Source organism: Mycobacterium sp. SMC-8, assembly GCF_025263565.1.
In the GTDB taxonomy this organism is placed as follows: Bacteria; Actinomycetota; Actinomycetes; order Mycobacteriales; family Mycobacteriaceae; genus Mycobacterium.
Genome location: NZ_CP079865.1, coordinates 5,198,674 through 5,215,384 on the forward strand (window position 1 = coordinate 5,198,674; position 16,711 = coordinate 5,215,384).

Genomic DNA, 16,711 nt, shown 5'->3' on the forward strand with positions numbered 1-16,711 from the left:
CCAGCCTGGTCAGACCGGCGTGGCCGCCACCGGAAGGCGGGCGGTGAGCGTGGTGCCCGCCCCGGCGGGGCTGACCACCTCGAACCGTCCGCCCACGGCCTCCACGCGGTCGCTGAGCCCGATCAAGCCCGATCCGTCGGCGGTCGCGGCGCCCCCAACGCCGTCGTCGCTGACCGCGATGATCAACTCGTCGCTCTCGACACGGGCGGTCACGGTCACGCCGTCGGCCCCGGAGTGCTTGGCGGCGTTGGCCAGAGCTTCGGCGGTGACGTAATAGGCCGCCACCTCGACCGGTTCGGGCAACCGTCCGTCGACGTCGACATCGACGGTCGCCGGGATAGCCGAGCGCCGGGCCAGCGACCGCAGCGCCGGGCCGAGCCCGCCATTGGACAGCACGGCGGGGTGGATGCCGCGGGAGAGTTCCTGCAACTCCCGCAGCACATCACCGAGTCCTTGCACGGCGCGGTCGAGTTCGTCGCGCACCGGCGTCAACTCCGCGGGCACGGTGGCCTCGATTCCTCGCAGCCGCAAGCCCAGTGCGACGATGCGTTGTTGTGCACCGTCGTGCAGATCACGTTCGATCCCGCGCCTAGCCTGGTCGGCCGCGGTGACGACGCGGGCCCGGGAGGCTCGGAGTTGTTCGCGGGTCCGGGCGTTGGCGATCGCGGTGGACACCAGGTCGGCGACGTCGCCGATGCTGTCTTTCCATCCGTCGGCAAGGGCGCCCGGCTGCACCGAGGCCACGATCAGCGCCCCGACCACCTGGCCGGCGACCGTGATGGGCGCTCCTGCGCCGGAACGGAACCCGGCACCGCGCAGGCGCTCGGCAAGCGCGCCCTCGACTGCGCGGTAGTCATCGACGTGTGCGGTCCGGCCGGTTCTGCGGATCTCGGCCGTGACGGTGTGTCCTTCCAGCGGGAAACGCTCGCCGATCGTCGGCCAGGACCGCCCCTGGGTGTCGTGCGCGGCGAGCACCACGCACTCCTCCCCGACGAACTCCACCAGCGCGGTGTGCTCCACATCGAGACCGCGCGCAAGCTCGGTGACCGCCGTGGCGTTGATCTCGGCCAGATCGGCCTCGCGCGCCACCAGGGTCGCGACCCGGCGGAGCGCCGCCTGCTGGGCGGCCAGGGCGTCGGCGCGCTGCCGCCGCCGTTCGGCTTCGATCGCGCGCAGGCGCGCCTGGCCTGCGAGCAGATTGGCCAGCAGCGCCAGCGGCAGGAACACAAAGATCGCCGTGACCAGACCGTCCAGATGAAACATCACGTACACCGCCGCGCTGACCAGCGAGGTCGCCACCGCCAGCCACGAGTTCCACCCGGCCGACACCACGAGAACCGCGAAGAAGAAGATGGCGCCGAACGCATTCTCCGGCGCGACACGGTGCAGGAACAGCACCAGGGCGGTCTCCGCCGCGATAAGCCCGGCCGCCACGCCGATGCCCCAGCCGACCGGCCACGGCCTGGACCGCAGCACGAGCGCCACCCACTGATCCCGGCGGTTCTGTGGCTCCGGGACACCGACTCGAGGCTCGGCTGAGCTCACTGCGGGATGCTATCGCGGCCCGCGACGTTTCGAAGGGTGTGCTCCGTTCCGACTATTGACATGCAAGTAGCTACTTGCCTATGGTCGTTTCGTGGGTGACGTCTTCAAGGCTTTGGCCGATCCCACGCGGCGGCTGATCCTCGACGAGCTGACCGACCGGGACGGCCAGACGCTCTTCGAGATCTGCGCGCGACTGGCCACCAAGCACGGGGTCAGCGCGTCCCGGCAATCGACGTCCCAGCACCTGGACGTATTGGAAGAGGCGGGGCTGATCGAGACCCGGCGCGAAGGACGCTTTAAGTTCCACCACCTGAACACCGCACCGCTATGCGACCTCGTCCGGCGGTGGCTCCCCAACACCGAGGAGAAAACGACATGAGGATCGGTTACGCCAGCATGCTGGTCGACGACCAGGACAAGGCGCTGTGGTTCTACACCGACGTGCTCGGCTTCCAGGTCAAGCACGACGTGCCCATGGGCGAAGCCCGGTGGATCACCGTCGTCTCGCCTGAGGATCCCGACGGGACCGAACTGACCCTGGAACCCGACGCCCACCCGGCGGTCAAACCGTTCAAGGACGCGCTCGTCGCCGACGGGATCCCGTTCACCGCCTTCGTCGTCGACGACGTCCGGGCGGAGTTCGAGCGGCTGCGCGCGAAAGGCGTTCGCTTTACCCAGGAGCCGGCCGACATGGGCCCGGTGACCACCGCGGTGCTCGACGACACCTGCGGCAATCTGTTGCAGATCCAGAGCAGCACGGGCTAGGGCACAGGTCGCCGGCGCTTCAGCCTTGACTGCGGTTCCACTCGATCCAGCCCACGCCGGTGCGACCGTCGGCTGTGGTCACGGTTCCCCAGGCGCGCGGGAACTGGCTGAGCCTTCCGTCGGCGGAGGTCAGCAGCACGGGTGCGTGGCCGCGGACCTCGATTGTGGCCGTGATGCCGGCGGGTTCGTAGTCCACCTCGGCGCAGACCGGTAACTCATTGGCGCCGAACGTCGTTCGCGTGGTGACCGCGGCCAGCTCGACAAAGGGCCGGCCGTCGCGCTGCGCGTAGCCGATGCCGATCGGCGGGGCGCCGGGAATCAGGATCTGCACTCCGTGCAGGTGCGTGCCGTCGTCGAGGTGCAGCGCGCTCCATACCCAATCCATGCTCCACCAGTCCCGGACCGCCCAGGAGTGGTCCCGCTGGCCGGGCACCGCGGTGAATTCGTAGGTCTGCCCGTCGGCCACCACGGTTCCCGTTACGGTGCAGGGGATCTCGTACCGCGCAGAGATGCGGTACTGGTACGGCTGCCCGACGGTGGTCCAGGTCAGATCCATCGACACCTCGACGGGCCGGCCGGCCTCGCCCCGCAGGATCGCAGCGGGGTCGTCGTGGGCCTGTCCCCGCCCCCGCACCGTGACCCGGTAGGTGCGCAGCGGCGTCGGCACGTCGATGTCCAACTCGATGCCGTCCGCACGGACACGGGTGTGATCCTCGGGCAGCGGAGCCTCGAAGTCGAGCAGCGCGATGGTCGGGGCGCCCGGCGCGCACACCAGGCCGTTGATCCACGCATGGTCCTGGTTCGGGATCAGGCCCAGCCGGATCCAGCCGCCGACCTGCTGCGCAGGGTCGGCGAAGTCGAAGTACCAGCTCTCACTCCACAGGTCTTCATCGGTCGGGGTGTGCCGTCCTTCGTCATCGACGTTGGGCTGCAACGGTTCCGGTGTGGTCGGTGCGGGCAGTACGGCCAGCGCGTCGGCGTCCAGCACGTGCTGGCAGTTTCGCGCGATCATCGCCATGAACATTTCGTCGCCGCGCTCGGTGCGTGCGACGAGCATCGGCGACACGATCGCCATGAGCACGCCGAAGAAAGCCTGGTGGCGCACCCCCTCGCGCACCTCGTCGAGAGTGATTCCGGCCGCGCCGAGCGCATCGTGGTAGGCGGTCAGCAGTGTGTCGTAGTGTTCGCGGCGCCGTTCGACGGGCAGCGCGCAGCCCAGAAAGTAGGCCACGTCGGTGAAGGCGGGCCCCCAGGTGACGGTCTGCCAGTCCACCACGGTCAGCGGACGGTCGGACCCGTCCTGGCCGAACAGCATGTTGTCGAGCCGGAAGTCGCCGTGCACGAGCCCGCGCGGCCGGTCGGCCTCGTCCTCGGCTGCCATATAGGCGTCGAACGATGCGACGAACCGTTCGCAGACCTCACGGTGTGCCGGGGCGATCTGGTCCCGGTAGCGGTCGATGTAGCCGGCATACAGCGCGCTGATCAGAGCCTGGTCGACCGGCGACTCGCGGTTGAGCCACTCCGCGCCCTCCAGCGTCTGGCTGCCGAGCAGTCGTCCGTGGACGTGCCCGATCTGGGTCAGCGCCAGCGTCGCCTGTTCCACTGTGGCCCCGCGGATCTCGTCACCCACCTGCGCGGGCGCAGCATCGGCGAGCAGCAGGTCGAAGGCGCCCGTCTGCGAGTCGTACGCGCTGTGATAGCAGGGCGCGACGGGCCCGCCGAGCCCCGGTGCGATGTTGGCGTAGAAGCTGACCTCACGCTCGTAGAGCCCCATCGCCAGACCGGTCTGGCGACTGCTGGGGTCGGCGGCGGCGACCTTGAGCACGACCGACGACGGCCCCGGGTCGCCGTCGGCGTAGCGCAGCGCCACGCGGTAGCACTCGCTCATCTGGCCGGTGCCGATGCGGTCGACGTCGAATTCGGAGACGGTGCCCTGCCCGAGGACCGCGGTCAGCCACTCGGTGGTCAGGTCGGCAGGGCGTTCGATCAGCTGCGGACGCAACGATGAGTGCACCGGGTCAACCTATAGCAGCCCCGAGAGCCTCGAGGGCCGGTTCGGCGGAATTCTTGACGACTGTCAACTAGCGGTCGTCGGTTCGTGTGCGTCGGCGCGGCGTGTCCAGCCAGCGGGCGATCCGCGGCTCGAACACCGCGATCAGCGTCGCGACGAAAAACCACATCACTGCAAGGGTGACGGTCGTATTCCAGGCGTCCAAGGAGATCCCGTCCGGGTCTTCGCTGTGGAAGTACGGCGTCACCACCAGGTGCTGGATGGCCGGCGCGGCCGCGATGCAGAACGCGAGCCCGGTCGTCGCGCCGAACGCGGCCCGCAGCAGCAGAGTGCGCGGGGTCAGCGCCGCCGGCGCGGCGATGTGGTGGGCGAGCAGGATGCACAGCAACATCACGCCGATGACGACGGCCAGCACGTCCCACTCCCCGGGACCGAGGATGAAGGCCACCGCGCCTGCGACGGTGGCCAGCGCCAGCGCGCCGGGATCCACTCGCGGCCGGTCGAATCCTGTCGGCATCTGCGGTTGCGCCCCCATGCCGTCACTGTAAGGCCACCGGCGACAGCGGCACCTGGCAAACCGCCGGTTCGCCCGTACTGTGGACGGGGTCCGGGCGGGGACCTCCGTCGCGGCAGACCGGAGGGGGCACATGAAAGTACTGGTTACCGGTGGCACCGGCTTCGTCGGAGCGTGGACGGCCAAAGCCGTTCAGGCCGCGGGGCACGACGTGCGGTTTTTGGTCCGCAACCCTGACCGGTTGACCACCAGCGCCGCGAAGATCGGCGTCGACATCGGCGACCACGTTGTCGGTGACATCGCCGACGCGGAAGCCACGTCGGCCGCGCTGGACGGTTGCGATGCGGTGATCCACTGCGCGGCAATGGTTTCCACCGATCCCAGCCGGGCCGATGAAATGCTGCACACCAACCTCGAAGGTGCCCGCAACGTGCTTGGGGGCGCCGTGCACGCAGGCATCGACCCGATCGTTCACGTCTCGAGTTTCACCGCGTTGTTCCGGCCGGATCTCGAGTTGCTGCACGCTGACCTGCCGGTGGTCGGCGGCAGCGACGGCTACGGCCGGTCCAAGGCTGCCGTGGAGGCCTACGCCCGCGGACTGCAGGACGGTGGCGCGCCGGTCAACATCACCTATCCCGGCATGGTGCTCGGCCCGCCGGCGGGCGACCAGTTCGGCGAGGCCGCCGAAGGCGTCGAAGCGTCGGTGAAGATGCGCGGGGTACCCGGCCGCAGCGCGGGGTGGATCGTGATCGACGTCCGCGACCTGGCCGAGTTGCATGTCGCCCTGCTCGAAGCGGGCCGAGGACCACGCCGGTACATGGCCGGCGGACAACGAGTTCCGGTCGACAAGCTGGCCTCGATGATCGGCACCGCGGCCGGCCACACTCTGGTCGTCTACCCGGTTCCCGACGTGGCGCTGCGAAGCGCCGGCCGGCTGCTCGACATCGTCGGCCCGTTCCTGCCGTTTGAGACGCCGATCAACTCGGCGGCGATGCAGTACTACACCCAGATGCCCGAGTCCGACGACGAGCCCAGCCGGCGCGACTTCGGCCTGACCCAGCGCGAACCCGCCGAGACGATCGCCGACACGGTTGAGGGACTGCGTCAGGTGGGCCGACTCTAGGCGCCTGTGGTGCGCGCCAGCACGCCGTGCAGGACCAGATCGGCGAGCTTGGCCGCCGCGTCGTCGATGTCGGTCACTTTCCGCACGCAGACCGCGTACCAGGCGGCGCCCGCAATGACGTCCATGACGGCGTCGGCGTCCACCTGTGCGCGCACCCTGCCGCGTTCGACTCCGTCATCGACCTGTTCGGCGAGCCGGCGGCGCGCGGCGGTCTCCAACCGGTCGTCGATCAGCTTCTGCATGGCCGGTTCCAGGCGCAGGTCGTGCAGCAGCCCCGGAAACGCCTCGCGCACAACGGGGTCGCCGTACATCACCAGAGCCCCGCGGCACAGCCGGGTGATTTCGGCGGCGACGTCGTCCTCGCAGGGCACCGAGCCCAGATCAGGGAACGCCGCCTCGTGGATCAGATGCGCCTTGGACCGCCATCGGCGGTAGATGGCGGGGCGGCTCACCCTGGCGGTAGCTGCGATGAGATCGATCGAGGTGGCCGAGTAGCCACGGGTGACCAGCAGTTTGCGGGTGACCTCGAGCACCGCTTCGTCGATCGCGGGGTCGCGGCGCGACCCGTGGTGGCGGCGCCGTGCCGGTGCGTCCTTCACCGCGTTCCGTTCCCTTCGTGCTCCGGTCGAAGCAGTCTGCCACAACGGCGGCGTCCTCACGGGTCGATCAGGCGCAATCTCAATGCCGCCGCGGTGGCCGGCCCGACGATCCCGTCGACCGTGAGCCCCGGTGTCCGGCGCTGAAATTCGCACACCGCCGCCTCGGTGTCGGGCCCGAAGACACCGTCGATCTCCAAGGCCCCGGCATACGCCGCGTATGCGTATTTCAACCTGCGCTGGAGTTCTGCGACCTGTGGACCTCGGGACCCGCGATACATCAGCACGTCGGTGTACGCCCCCACCGGGACGTGCGGCCGTGGCGCCGAGGCGGCCGGGTCGGTGCCGATTCGCGACGTGATGTCGCGGCGCAACTCGTCCATATCGATCGCGCCCGGATCCCACTTGCCCTGCGCACGGCCGGCGTATTCCTTGTGTCCGATCGTGCGCTCGGCCGGCTGACCGAGATGGCGGTGGATCGCCGCGCAGCTGTTCACCATCGCGAAGTACTGCGCATCCGGCCAGTTGCGCCGGTGCGGCGCCGCCGGGCGGGTCCCGGAATTGGCGCATTCGATGCCGATCGTGTGCCAGTTGCCCATGTTCGCCGGCAACCACGGATACATGCCGACGCCGGCGTGCCAGGCCACACCTGCGGCGACGACGGTCACGGTGCCGTTGCGTGCGATGTGCAGCTGCGACAGCGGGCCCGCCAGATCCGGCCGGCCGTGGGCGATCGAGGCCGCGGACGCCCGGTCCGACCCGGTGTGGTGCACCATCACCCCACGGATGTCCTTGAACTCGCCGTGCCCGCGCTGCCGCCATCCGGGGAACTCGACCACCTCCTGGCCTGCGTCGCGCAGCACATGGGCGAGCCAGACCAAGTCGCCGCGCCGTGCCACGGGTAGCGGCATGAACTCGCACCTCCGGGAGCTCTCGACGTCGGTACTGGCCTTCCATGCAAGCACGGAGGTGTTTGTCGGGCACGCGGACGGGTAGCCGCTACTGGTGTCGACTCACGCCTCCGGCCCTCCCGAGATCACCAGTTCACCGATAGTGCGGCGCGAGACCTCGGCCTCGCGGCAGCGGGTCTGGAACGTGCTCGCCGACGGCTGGACCTACTCCCAATGGGTGGTCGGGAACAGCCGCATGCGCGCCGTCGATCCGAAGTGGCCCCAGCCCGCAAGCGTGATTCACCACTCGATCGGGATATGGCCCGCCGTGATCAACGACCGCACCGTGGTCGAGTCCTGCACGCCTGAATACGAACTCGTGCTGATCGCCAAGGGCGGGCCGTTGGGCAAGGCTCGCGTCACGCTGCGGCTCCACGACATCGAGGGCGGCGGATGCCTGATCGAGATGGCTGAGGTGCCGGTGTCGCCGCCCCTGAGCTGGCTGCCCGACTCCGCGGCCCTGGCCATGGCCTATCCGCGCAACCGCGAGAGCACCTGGCGGTTGGTCGCGCTGGCCGAGCGCCGCCCCACCGCTGACGACTAGACCGCGCACCACAGGCGAACTCGACCGGCTCCACGCCGGTGACGGCACGACTGACCGCCGGCTCATGGAAGGCCGCGGTTGGGGGTCTGGTTCGCCACTCCGTGCCGCAACGGCGTGTTCGCCTGGGCAGCCGTCGATTCCTGCACCGGCGAACCGCCGGGCGTCGATTGGACCCTGGGCGCCCGACGCGGATCACCGGACGACGGCTGTGCACCCTCCTCCAGTTCACGTACCCGGGCTTCGAGGATCTCCAGCACGGGCACTCGTGCTGCGTGGCCGGCCTCGTGGATGAGTACGGCCTGTAGTTCGTCAGCCGTGAGGGACCGGATCCGGTGCTGGAGGTCGCCCACCGTCAGTTGGTCGTAGTCGGGCAGCGGTAGGTCTGCGGAGTTCGTCATACGGTCTTCCTTTCACTCGACGACGGGGAACACCGAGTCCCCGTCCTCTGGAACGCCGTCGATCTGGCGGGGATCAGCCGGCGGGGTCCCGGATGCGTCGGCGTCCCGGCGGTCGACGTCGTCGGCCGTCACGTCGGGTAGCTCCTCGGCCAACCGCTGGTCGGGCGTCTCGCCCTGGCGCTCCTCCTCGGCAGACATGCCTTCCATCGGGCTGAGCATGTCCTCAGCGCCGCCGAGGTCGTTGGCGGTGGTGCCGCCGGCGTCATCGGTGCTCACAGTCTTCTCCTCACGTACGCGCGCACAGTCAGAATTCATAGCCACAAGAGCCGGGACTAAACCCTTGCCGGCCGGGTATGCCGCGCCTCACGGAGGTGAGCAATGCTGAGTACCGACAGCGGACCCGAGAACCCGGGCCGGCAGGATCCCGATGCCGATCCCGAGATGAAGACCTCGGGGACACACCAGGCCGACCAGGCCGAGGGCGAGGACGACCCGGAGGAATCCGGGAACTGAGGGTGCGTCCGACCGTCGACGCCGCCCGCCGCGGGGACGTTGAAGCCGGATTCACCGGAGTACTACTGGGGCAGCACTTCTCGATGATGAGGCGAGCTGACATCGATCGCATCGACCTCACGGACGTGAGCGGTTCGGCCGCGTGTGAGATTGCCGACTGCGCAGGCGCCGGATCCGGTGAATGCCAGGAGCAGGAAGGCGAAGCTGAACAGTGCCGCGGTCTCGCCTCCGTTCTGGATCGGTAGCAGTCCATCGGGCTGATGCTTCCAAAAGTAGGCCACCGCCATCGCGCCGGAAGCCAGGAACGCCGCTGCGCGGGTGAACAATCCGATCATGACCAGCAGACCGGTCGTCAACGAGATCAGACCGATCCACCAGGACGGCCAAGCACCGAACTCGGCGGTCGGGCCCGCGTCGGCCGGCCAACCGAAGATCTTGACGGTGCCGTGCAGTCCGAACAGGAAACCCACGACCGTACGGAAGACAAACAACCCGAGTCCGACGTCGACTTTGCGTGCCATGCCGCCACGCTAAGGGATTTCGGCCGAGAGCAGAGGGCTACGTATTCGCCGCGCGCTACCGTCATGTGATGCATGCATTCAGGCAGGCCGTCGAGTCCCGTGACGAGGCCGCCATCGAAGCCCTGTTGGCCGATGACGTCGTATTCACGAGTCCCGTGGCGTTCAAGCCGTACCCGGGCAAACCCATCACCGCGGCGATCCTCCGCGGCGTGATGCGGGTGTTCGAGGACTTTCGCTACGTCCGCGAGATCACCAACGGCAACGGTCGCGATCACGCCTTGATCTTCGAGGCCACCGTCTCGGGCAAGCGGATCACCGGTTGCGACTTCCTGCACATCAACGACGACGGCCTGATCGACGACTTCATGGTGATGGTGCGGCCGCTGTCGGGCGCCACCGCACTCGCCGATGCGATGGGTGCACAGTTCGATCGCATTCAGCGCGAGGCGATCGAGCGTAGCTGATTCGCAACGCCCCTTGGTGCGCTGTTGTCTTTGGCTTGCTGCACGCGAGATTGCGGTGAGGGTCGTGGTTCTGCGCAGATCGAGAGCTGCGGCGTGGATGTCGGGTGATACCGAGGTCGGCGCTATACCAGTTTGGGCAACTGCGCTGTGCGGGAGCCGTTTTCGCGTCAGAGTTCTGGGTCGGGCGGGCTTGTCGGTGGGTGGTGTCAGGATGGGGTTATGCCCGCGAAGACCCCGGTTGGTACTGGTACCGACGGTGTGGTGCGTCAGTCGGATCGGCTGGAGGCGCATTTTGAGGAGTTGGCGGAGTTGGCCGGCCAGCGCAACGCCATCGACGGGCGCATCGCTGAGATCACTGCCGAGATTGATCGGGCCGGGTTATGGGCGATCACGGGCGTGAAATCGATGGAGGGGTTGATCGCGTGGAAACTGGGGACGTCGTTTCGTAACGCGCAGACGCTGGTGGCGGTGGCACGCCGGATGGCCGAATTCCCACTCTGTACAGGGGATTTGCGGGCGGGTCGGCTGTCGTTGGATCAGGTCGGGGCGATCGCCGAGGGCGCGGGGAGGGGTTCGGATGCCCATTATGCGCAGTTGGCCGCCAATGCCACGGTCAGTCAGTTGCGGACCGCGATCAGCGTCGAAGCCCGTCCCGAACCCGAACCCGAACCCGAACCTGCGCCCGAGCCTGAACCCGAGCCTGCGCCTGAGCCGGTGTGTGAGCCGGTGCCGCAGCCGTCGATTTCCAAAACCATCGACGGGGAGTTCGTGTGTTGGCGGATCAGGCTCCCGCTGCTGGAGTCGGCGAAGTTCGAAGCGGCCCTGAAGGCACACCACGACGGGTTGATCGCGCAGTGGAAACGCGACGACACCACCAACCCCGACACAGACAACCCCGACACCGCCGCCCACAACGGCGACAGCGCCGGTGGGTACGGCGCGGGTGGATACGGCGTCGGCCACCGTGACGGGCATAGTGACGGCGACGGGCGGGGCCTGGGGCGTTCGCCGATCCCGACGGCCGGTCATGCATTCATGGAGTTGGTCCAGGCGGGCTGGGATGTCGAGGCCGCACGCCGCCCGCACGGTGCGCACACCACGGTGGTGGTCCATGTCGATGTCAAAGACCAGATCGCCGCCCTGCATCTGGGGCCGCTGCTTTCGGCCGAACAGCGCCGCTACCTGAGCTGTGATGCCACCTGCGAGGTGTGGTTCGAACGCGACGGAATCCCCCTCGGGGCCGGGCGCACCACCCGCACCATCAGCCGCCGGCTACGTCGGGCGCTGGAATACCGGCACCGCAGCTGCGCGGTGCCCGGCTGCGGGGCCACCCGCGGGCTGCATGCCCACCACATCGAGCACTGGGAAGACGGCGGACTGACCGAGCTGGACAACCTGGTGCTGGTCTGCCCCCACCATCACCGGCTGCACCACCGCGGAGTCATCACCATCACCGGCCCCGCCGAGCGGCTCCGGGTCACCGACAGCACCGGCCGAGACCTCAAACCCGGATCCCTGGCCCGCCCACCCACCCAACCCCCACCAGCGGTGACGCCCTACCGCGGCCCCACCGGCGAACGCATCAGCTGGCGCTGGTACCCCGCCTACCAACCCCCACCACCGACCACCAACTGACCTGGCGGCCACCGCATCCAAGTCAGGACCGACCCGACAACCCACCAACTGTCGCGATGACGGCCCGGCGGACCCGAAGGGTCTGTGCCGAAAGAAATCGCTGACCTCAGGACTGGATGAACGCCAGCAGGTCGGCGTTGATCACGTCGGCATGGGTGGTCGGCATGCCGTGCGGAAATCCGTTGTAGGTCTTCAGCGTTCCGTTGGGAAGCAGATCGGCGGACAGCGGCCCGGACGCCTCATACGGGACCACCTGATCGTCGTCGCCGTGCATCACCAGCACCGGCAGCTGGATTTTCTTGAGGTCCTCGGTGAAGTCGGTCTGGGAGAACGCCACCACGCCGTCGAAGTGGGCCTTCGCCCCGCCCATCATCCCCTGTCGCCACCAGTTCGCGATGACGCCCTCGACGGGTTCGACCCCGTCGCGGTTGTACCCGTAGAACGGGCCCTCGGGGACTGCACGGTAGAAAGCCGACCGGTTCGTCGCGACTTGGTGCTGGAAGTCATCGAACACCGACTTCGGCAGCCCACCCGGATTGCTCTCGGTCTGCACCATCAACGGCGGAACGGCCGCGATCAGCACCGCCTTGGCCGCGCGACTCTCCCCGTGGCGAGCCAGAAAGCGCACCACTTCGCCGCCGCCGGTGGAGTGTCCGACGTGCACTGCGTCCTGGAGGTCGAGGTGCTCGACGACCGTGGCCAGGTCGTCGGCGTAGTGATCCATGTCGTGGCCGTCGGCAACCTGGGCGGAACGACCGTGGCCGCGGCGGTCATGCGCGATCACCCGGAACCCTCTCTCGAGGAAGAACATCAGCTGGGCATCCCAGTCGTCGGACGACAGCGGCCAACCGTGACTGAAGACGATCGGCTGCCCCGAACCCCAGTCCTTGTAGAAGATCTCGACGCCATCGCGGGTGGTGATCGTCGGCATGCGCAGGCTGCTTTCTCTCGGATCCGGCGGGTCGAAGCTACACCCAAAATCCATGGTTCGCGCGGTACGATCCCACACGTGTGGACCGCGCGAGTGATGGCGTCGACCGGATTGGTGCTGGCGACACTGGGCCTTGCTGCGTTGGCCGAACCGGCGCAGGCCGGTGCGGACGTCTGCGGGTCGGTCGGCGGACGTCACGTGTCGGTGAATGCGTGCGGCAGCGTCGCCGACGCGATCGCTCCCTGGGTGCCGCCGCCGGCCGCATACGCACCGCTGCCCGAGGACTACCAGGCAGCGCCGCCGCCCCCGCCGCCTCCCCCACCACCTCCGAACGTGTCGGTGTGCGCAAACGTCGGACGGCGGATCTCCGTGAGCGGTTGCATCTAGCTAACCTGCCTGGGTGCCGTTCTCGCATGCTTCCGTCGTCGAGACCCTGCGGTTGACCGATCGCATGCAACGCATCGTGTTGCATGTCGATGATCCGGCCACCCTGGACATCGAGCCGGCCGGTGACTCTGCTGTCGGCGTCTACTTCCCCAGCGATGGCAGCGCTGGTTCCGTTTCCGTGGGTCGTCACTACTCGCTGCGGCACCACGACGGGCCGATCATCACCGTGGACGTCACGGTGCACACGGGCGGTCCGGGCACCCGGTGGGCGTTGACCGCGGAACCCGGAGACCGTGTCGGACTCGACCACGCCCGGTCGTGGTACCGCCCCGCCGCGGACACGGCGTGGCAGCTGCTGGTCGCCGACCTGGCGGGTTTGCCCGCGGCTGCCCGGATCGTGGACGAACTCGCCGAGGACGCCGAGGCCGTCCTGGTCGTCGAGGTCGCCGACCCCGGCGATCTCGGGTACTTGCCGGAACATCCCCTCGTCACCGTGATACCACTTGTAGGATCCGGAAACGGCTGTGCTCCAAGCGCGCTCGCGCGAACTGTGGAAGCGCTCCGCCTGCCCGAGGGCCGCGGCTACTGCTGGTTCGCCGGCGAGGCCGCAGAATCTCGGGCTGCGCGCCGGCACCTTCGTGGACTGGGGTGGACCATTGACCAATACGACGTCTCCGGCTACTGGCGCTTCGATTCCGAGGCCTGGGACCAGCGGTTCGCCGAGCTCCAGGACGATGTCGTCGCGGTCTATCAGCGGGCGCTGGCCGACGGCAAAAGCGACAAGGTAGCGCTCGAGGAGTTCGATGAGGCCTGCGCACGGGTCGGCCTGTAGAGGATCGAGCCCGGCAGCTTCGAGCAGCCCGCAGTATCGAGAACCCCGCCGGGTCGGGCACCTACTCGTAATTGATGTCGCCCGGATTGAAACTTCTTGTGGAGAAGTCGATCTGGGCCGCCGGATTGGCGATGGCGGTGGTCAGTCCGGCGCCGAACGCACCCTGGCTGTCGAACAGTGTCGCCGTGCCGACCGCGACGCCTGCTGCGGCGTGGTGGGAGTCGGCCTGGATGCCGATCCAGTCGTCGACGGGCAATCGGGACAACGCCACCGTCAGATCGCCGTTGATGTAACCGACCCCGGCGGTACCCAGATTCGTCACCAGGCTCGTCGCCTCGGCCACCATCGCCGCCCGCACGAAAGGCGAGTTCTCCTCACCGGCCACCGTTCGGATCCCATCGTTGAAAAACCTTTTCCGCGAGGGATTTTGGTGCGCAGCCGGCGAGCGGGTCCACCCGACATCGTCACTGCCGACGAAAGGCTGGATGGCCCCGTCGGGTACGGGGAACTCCGGCCCGGTCGACGGCGGATGCCACAGCGCCCCCGGTGGCGGCTCGGACGGCCGATACTGGATCAGCGTGGCCCTGGCGACCACGTTCCCGTTCTGCGCGACGTCGCATTCGGCGCTGCGGACTCGGCGACCATCGCGCACCACCCGGATGTCGAGGGTGGTCAACGCGTTGCGGGCGGCGCGGAACAGATCAACGGTCAGCCGGGTCGGGTGGAATTCGTCGGATCCGCACTCCTTTTCGAGACCGCGTGCGACCAGCCCGACGACAGCGGGACCGTTGAGATGGTCTTCTCCCCAGTGGCTCTGTGCGTACCGCGTCGGGGTGAACCCTCCGTCGACCGCCTGGAAATGCGCCGCGTCCGCGGCTTCGGTTGTCTGCTCCACGCTTTCAGTAGAACCCGCGGCCGACCAGCGGTCGGCACCGGGGCGCACCAACGCGTCCCCTCGGCGGCTTCAGCGGTTCAGCTGCCAGATGCGGGTGGACAGCACCGTCGCGAACGCGCACCACAGCGGGTAGGGCGCCAGCGCCACTCCCGCCTTCGAGTTCACCGCTGCGGCCCGACGGGCCAGATCGGCGCTGCTGACAGTCAGCGCGCCGGCCACCGCCGCCGCGGGACCGAGCATGCGCCGGTTGAAGAAAATCCAGCTCCAGCCGGCGTTGAGCACCAGGTTGACGGCCAACGCGCGCTGATAGGCGCGCGCCCGATCGGTCTCGCCGCGGTCATCGAGCGTGTCGATCGTCGACGCCGACACCGCCGCGATGTCGCTGTAGAGCAGGTTCCAGACGATCGGGAACGCCGCCCCGGGCGGCTGGAAATCGGGCTTGCGCAGCCGCCGGTACCAGCGGGACTCGACGGCGGGGCGGGTCGCCAGCCCACCGACGGCGGCAGCGGCGAATGCCGCGCCCGCGGTCTTGGCGAGGGTCAACGGGCGCATCGGGGTCCTTTCGGATTTGCGCGACGCAACGGCGCGGCGCGCACCACGGTCAGTACCCCGACGACGGCGCCCCGAACCGCGACCGGCTGCGCACCGCGCGGTAGCCGCCGTACAGCACCGCGGCCACCGCGAGGTTCACGAAATAGGCGATGTCGGCGCCATGCCAGGCCATCGCGACCGGCCCGTGGATCAGCGAGGTGTTCATGAACGGGATGGCCGCAGCATAAGAGACCACGAACACGACCAGCGCAGCTACGGCATCCGCACGGTCCGTGGTCTCGGTGGCCGGGTCGATGGTGCGGCGGCCCTTCGCCCGGTATCGCCAGTCGACCACGACCACGGCCACGAACGCCGGGATCCAGTAACTGACCAGCAGGAGCACATCGGTGAACCGGGTGGCGGTGTCGGCGCTGTGCAGCCAGAGGATGAGCGCGAACGCCAGCACCGTGACGATCACCGCCGACACCGGCCGGCGCACGCGGACGCCGAGCGTCTGCAGCGCCAGCGAGCCGCTGTAGTCGTTCATCACGCCCGATCCGATGGAGGCCACCGCGATCACCAGCAAGGCCAGACCGCCGAGCAATCCCCCGCCCATCACCGACCGCACCCCTTCGGCGGTGTGCTCACTGACGACGCCGGCGGCGGCGATCCCGACACCTTGGACGAACACATACCCGAGCCCGAGACCAGCGGTGGTGAACCCGAACACCCGGGCCGGTGACACCTCGCTGGGCAGGTACCGGCTGAAGTCCGCGGCGTAGGTCGCCCACGAGATGGCCAGGCTGAACGCGATCGTCACCTCAAGCACGAAGGCGCCCACCAGGTCGGGCCCGGCGACCTCGGCAGGCACCACGACCTCATGGCCACCGACGAGTTTGACCGTGAACACCACGAACGTGACGAACAGAACCACCGTCAGTACCGCCTGCACCCGGTGGATGAGCTCGTATCCGAAGACACCGACCACGCCCTGCACCCCGAGCACGATCGCCACCGCGGCCCAGAACGGGATGCCGAGCAGCGCCGCGAGCGCCTCACCGCCGAACAGGCCGACCAGCGCGTCCCAGGCGATCGACGAGATCCACTGCAGCGCGGCAGGCACCACGACGGTGCCGCCGAAGGCCATTCGCGCGTTCGGCAGCTGACCGGTTCCGGTGCGCGGGCCCCATGTCGACAGGTAGCCGACCACCAGCGAGCCGAGCAGGGTGCCGATCACCATCGCCAGCAGGCCCAGCCAGAAGCCGAGTCCGAGCACGATCGCCAACGTGCCGGTGAAGACACCGGTCATGTTGACCTGCGGGGCGAACCAGACGGTGAACAGCCGGCCGGCGCTTCCATAACGATGGCCGGTGGGAATCGGTGCGATGCCGTGCGTCTCGACCGACAGGTCTCCCGCCCCGGAGGGCCGGTGCCCGCTGAACACGTCCTCGACCGACGGATCCGATGAGGTCCCCTGCGACATGGCCTCATTCGACCACGCCCGGTCCGGGTCGACCAGAGCGCCCGAGTGTTTGAGCGGTCAGGCTGTTGGCCAT

General features: G+C 68.6%; 21 protein-coding genes. 9 read left to right on the top strand and 12 right to left on the bottom strand.

Features of this window, described 5'->3' with window-relative positions:
- Positions 1 to 9 precede the first annotated feature (9 nt).
- On the bottom strand, positions 10 to 1,545 hold the full coding sequence (locus KXD97_RS25040; RefSeq protein WP_260753194.1) for a GAF domain-containing protein: 1,536 nt from the start codon (positions 1,543 to 1,545) through the stop codon (positions 10 to 12).
- Between the two features lie 91 nt (positions 1,546 to 1,636).
- Here KXD97_RS25040 and KXD97_RS25045 point away from each other — a divergent pair, with 91 nt between their 5' ends.
- The gene (locus tag KXD97_RS25045; RefSeq protein ID WP_260753201.1) at positions 1,637 to 1,924 is read left to right on the top strand and encodes a helix-turn-helix transcriptional regulator; all 288 of its coding nucleotides are present in this window, start codon (positions 1,637 to 1,639) and stop codon (positions 1,922 to 1,924) included.
- The gene (locus KXD97_RS25050; protein ID WP_260753202.1) at positions 1,921 to 2,310 is read left to right on the top strand and encodes a VOC family protein; all 390 of its coding nucleotides are present in this window, start codon (positions 1,921 to 1,923) and stop codon (positions 2,308 to 2,310) included. The genes KXD97_RS25045 and KXD97_RS25050 overlap by 4 nt, the downstream gene beginning before the upstream one ends.
- A 19-nt stretch (positions 2,311 to 2,329) precedes the next feature.
- On the opposite strand, the gene KXD97_RS25055 is transcribed toward KXD97_RS25050, so the two are convergent.
- Positions 2,330 to 4,324, bottom strand: a complete 1,995-nt coding sequence (locus KXD97_RS25055) for an ecdysteroid 22-kinase family protein (RefSeq protein WP_260753203.1) — start codon at positions 4,322 to 4,324, stop codon at positions 2,330 to 2,332.
- A gap of 67 nt (positions 4,325 to 4,391) precedes the next feature.
- Positions 4,392 to 4,856, bottom strand: a complete 465-nt coding sequence (locus KXD97_RS25060; RefSeq protein ID WP_260753204.1) for a hypothetical protein — start codon at positions 4,854 to 4,856, stop codon at positions 4,392 to 4,394.
- A gap of 112 nt (positions 4,857 to 4,968) precedes the next feature.
- On the opposite strand from KXD97_RS25060, the gene KXD97_RS25065 reads away from it, so the two are divergent.
- A complete protein-coding gene (locus tag KXD97_RS25065) occupies positions 4,969 to 5,958 on the top strand; it encodes an SDR family NAD(P)-dependent oxidoreductase (protein ID WP_260753205.1) in 990 nt (329 codons plus the stop codon).
- Here KXD97_RS25065 and KXD97_RS25070 read toward each other — a convergent pair.
- The gene (locus tag KXD97_RS25070) at positions 5,955 to 6,557 is read right to left on the bottom strand and encodes a TetR/AcrR family transcriptional regulator (protein WP_260753207.1); all 603 of its coding nucleotides are present in this window, start codon (positions 6,555 to 6,557) and stop codon (positions 5,955 to 5,957) included. The two genes, KXD97_RS25065 and KXD97_RS25070, sit on opposite strands and share 4 nt — an antisense overlap.
- 56 nt (positions 6,558 to 6,613) lie before the next feature.
- A complete protein-coding gene (locus tag KXD97_RS25075) occupies positions 6,614 to 7,465 on the bottom strand; it encodes a peptidoglycan-binding domain-containing protein (RefSeq protein WP_260753208.1) in 852 nt (283 codons plus the stop codon).
- A 94-nt stretch (positions 7,466 to 7,559) separates the two neighbouring features.
- Here KXD97_RS25075 and KXD97_RS25080 point away from each other — a divergent pair, with 94 nt between their 5' ends.
- Complete coding sequence (locus KXD97_RS25080; protein ID WP_260753209.1) at positions 7,560 to 8,048, top strand: SRPBCC family protein; 489 nt, start codon at positions 7,560 to 7,562, stop codon at positions 8,046 to 8,048.
- A gap of 62 nt (positions 8,049 to 8,110) precedes the next feature.
- On the opposite strand, the gene KXD97_RS25085 is transcribed toward KXD97_RS25080, so the two are convergent.
- On the bottom strand, positions 8,111 to 8,446 hold the full coding sequence (locus KXD97_RS25085; protein ID WP_260753211.1) for a hypothetical protein: 336 nt from the start codon (positions 8,444 to 8,446) through the stop codon (positions 8,111 to 8,113).
- A gap of 12 nt (positions 8,447 to 8,458) precedes the next feature.
- Positions 8,459 to 8,722: a hypothetical protein gene (locus tag KXD97_RS25090; RefSeq protein WP_260753213.1), complete on the bottom strand. Its 264-nt coding sequence runs from the start codon at positions 8,720 to 8,722 to the stop codon at positions 8,459 to 8,461.
- A gap of 102 nt (positions 8,723 to 8,824) precedes the next feature.
- Between KXD97_RS25090 and KXD97_RS25095 the strand changes: the two genes are divergently transcribed.
- A complete protein-coding gene (locus KXD97_RS25095) occupies positions 8,825 to 8,959 on the top strand; it encodes a hypothetical protein (RefSeq protein WP_260753214.1) in 135 nt (44 codons plus the stop codon).
- A 62-nt stretch (positions 8,960 to 9,021) separates the two neighbouring features.
- Here KXD97_RS25095 and KXD97_RS25100 read toward each other — a convergent pair whose 3' ends face one another.
- Positions 9,022 to 9,480, bottom strand: coding sequence for a DoxX family protein (locus KXD97_RS25100; RefSeq protein ID WP_260753216.1), 459 nt, complete (start codon positions 9,478 to 9,480; stop codon positions 9,022 to 9,024).
- Between the two features lie 68 nt (positions 9,481 to 9,548).
- Between KXD97_RS25100 and KXD97_RS25105 the strand changes: the two genes are divergently transcribed.
- Together KXD97_RS25105 and KXD97_RS25110 are read left to right on the top strand one after the other, a co-directional pair.
- Entirely contained in the window at positions 9,549 to 9,944 is a 396-nt protein-coding gene (locus KXD97_RS25105) for a nuclear transport factor 2 family protein (protein ID WP_260753218.1), read from the top strand.
- Positions 9,945 to 10,163: 219 nt separating this feature from the next.
- Positions 10,164 to 11,579: an HNH endonuclease signature motif containing protein gene (locus KXD97_RS25110; RefSeq protein WP_260753220.1), complete on the top strand. Its 1,416-nt coding sequence runs from the start codon at positions 10,164 to 10,166 to the stop codon at positions 11,577 to 11,579.
- A gap of 106 nt (positions 11,580 to 11,685) precedes the next feature.
- Here the strand turns inward: KXD97_RS25110 and KXD97_RS25115 are convergent, their stop codons facing one another.
- Positions 11,686 to 12,510 (bottom strand): alpha/beta fold hydrolase, encoded by an 825-nt coding sequence (locus KXD97_RS25115; protein WP_260753221.1) that lies wholly within the window; start codon positions 12,508 to 12,510, stop codon positions 11,686 to 11,688.
- Positions 12,511 to 12,588: 78 nt separating this feature from the next.
- Here KXD97_RS25115 and KXD97_RS25120 point away from each other — a divergent pair, with 78 nt between their 5' ends.
- Both KXD97_RS25120 and KXD97_RS25125 read left to right on the top strand, forming a co-directional pair.
- Positions 12,589 to 12,897, top strand: coding sequence for a hypothetical protein (locus tag KXD97_RS25120; RefSeq protein WP_260753223.1), 309 nt, complete (start codon positions 12,589 to 12,591; stop codon positions 12,895 to 12,897).
- 13 nt (positions 12,898 to 12,910) lie between these two features.
- Complete coding sequence (locus KXD97_RS25125) at positions 12,911 to 13,729, top strand: siderophore-interacting protein (protein WP_260753228.1); 819 nt, start codon at positions 12,911 to 12,913, stop codon at positions 13,727 to 13,729.
- Positions 13,730 to 13,790: 61 nt separating this feature from the next.
- Here KXD97_RS25125 and KXD97_RS25130 read toward each other — a convergent pair whose 3' ends face one another.
- The 3 genes from KXD97_RS25130 to KXD97_RS25140 form a co-directional block, all read right to left on the bottom strand.
- Entirely contained in the window at positions 13,791 to 14,624 is an 834-nt protein-coding gene (locus tag KXD97_RS25130; protein ID WP_260753233.1) for a thioesterase family protein, read from the bottom strand.
- Positions 14,625 to 14,693: 69 nt separating this feature from the next.
- Positions 14,694 to 15,176, bottom strand: a complete 483-nt coding sequence (locus tag KXD97_RS25135; RefSeq protein WP_260753235.1) for a TspO/MBR family protein — start codon at positions 15,174 to 15,176, stop codon at positions 14,694 to 14,696.
- Positions 15,177 to 15,225: 49 nt separating this feature from the next.
- Positions 15,226 to 16,638, bottom strand: coding sequence for a cytosine permease (locus KXD97_RS25140; protein ID WP_260753238.1), 1,413 nt, complete (start codon positions 16,636 to 16,638; stop codon positions 15,226 to 15,228).
- Between the last annotated feature and the right edge of the window lie 73 nt (positions 16,639 to 16,711).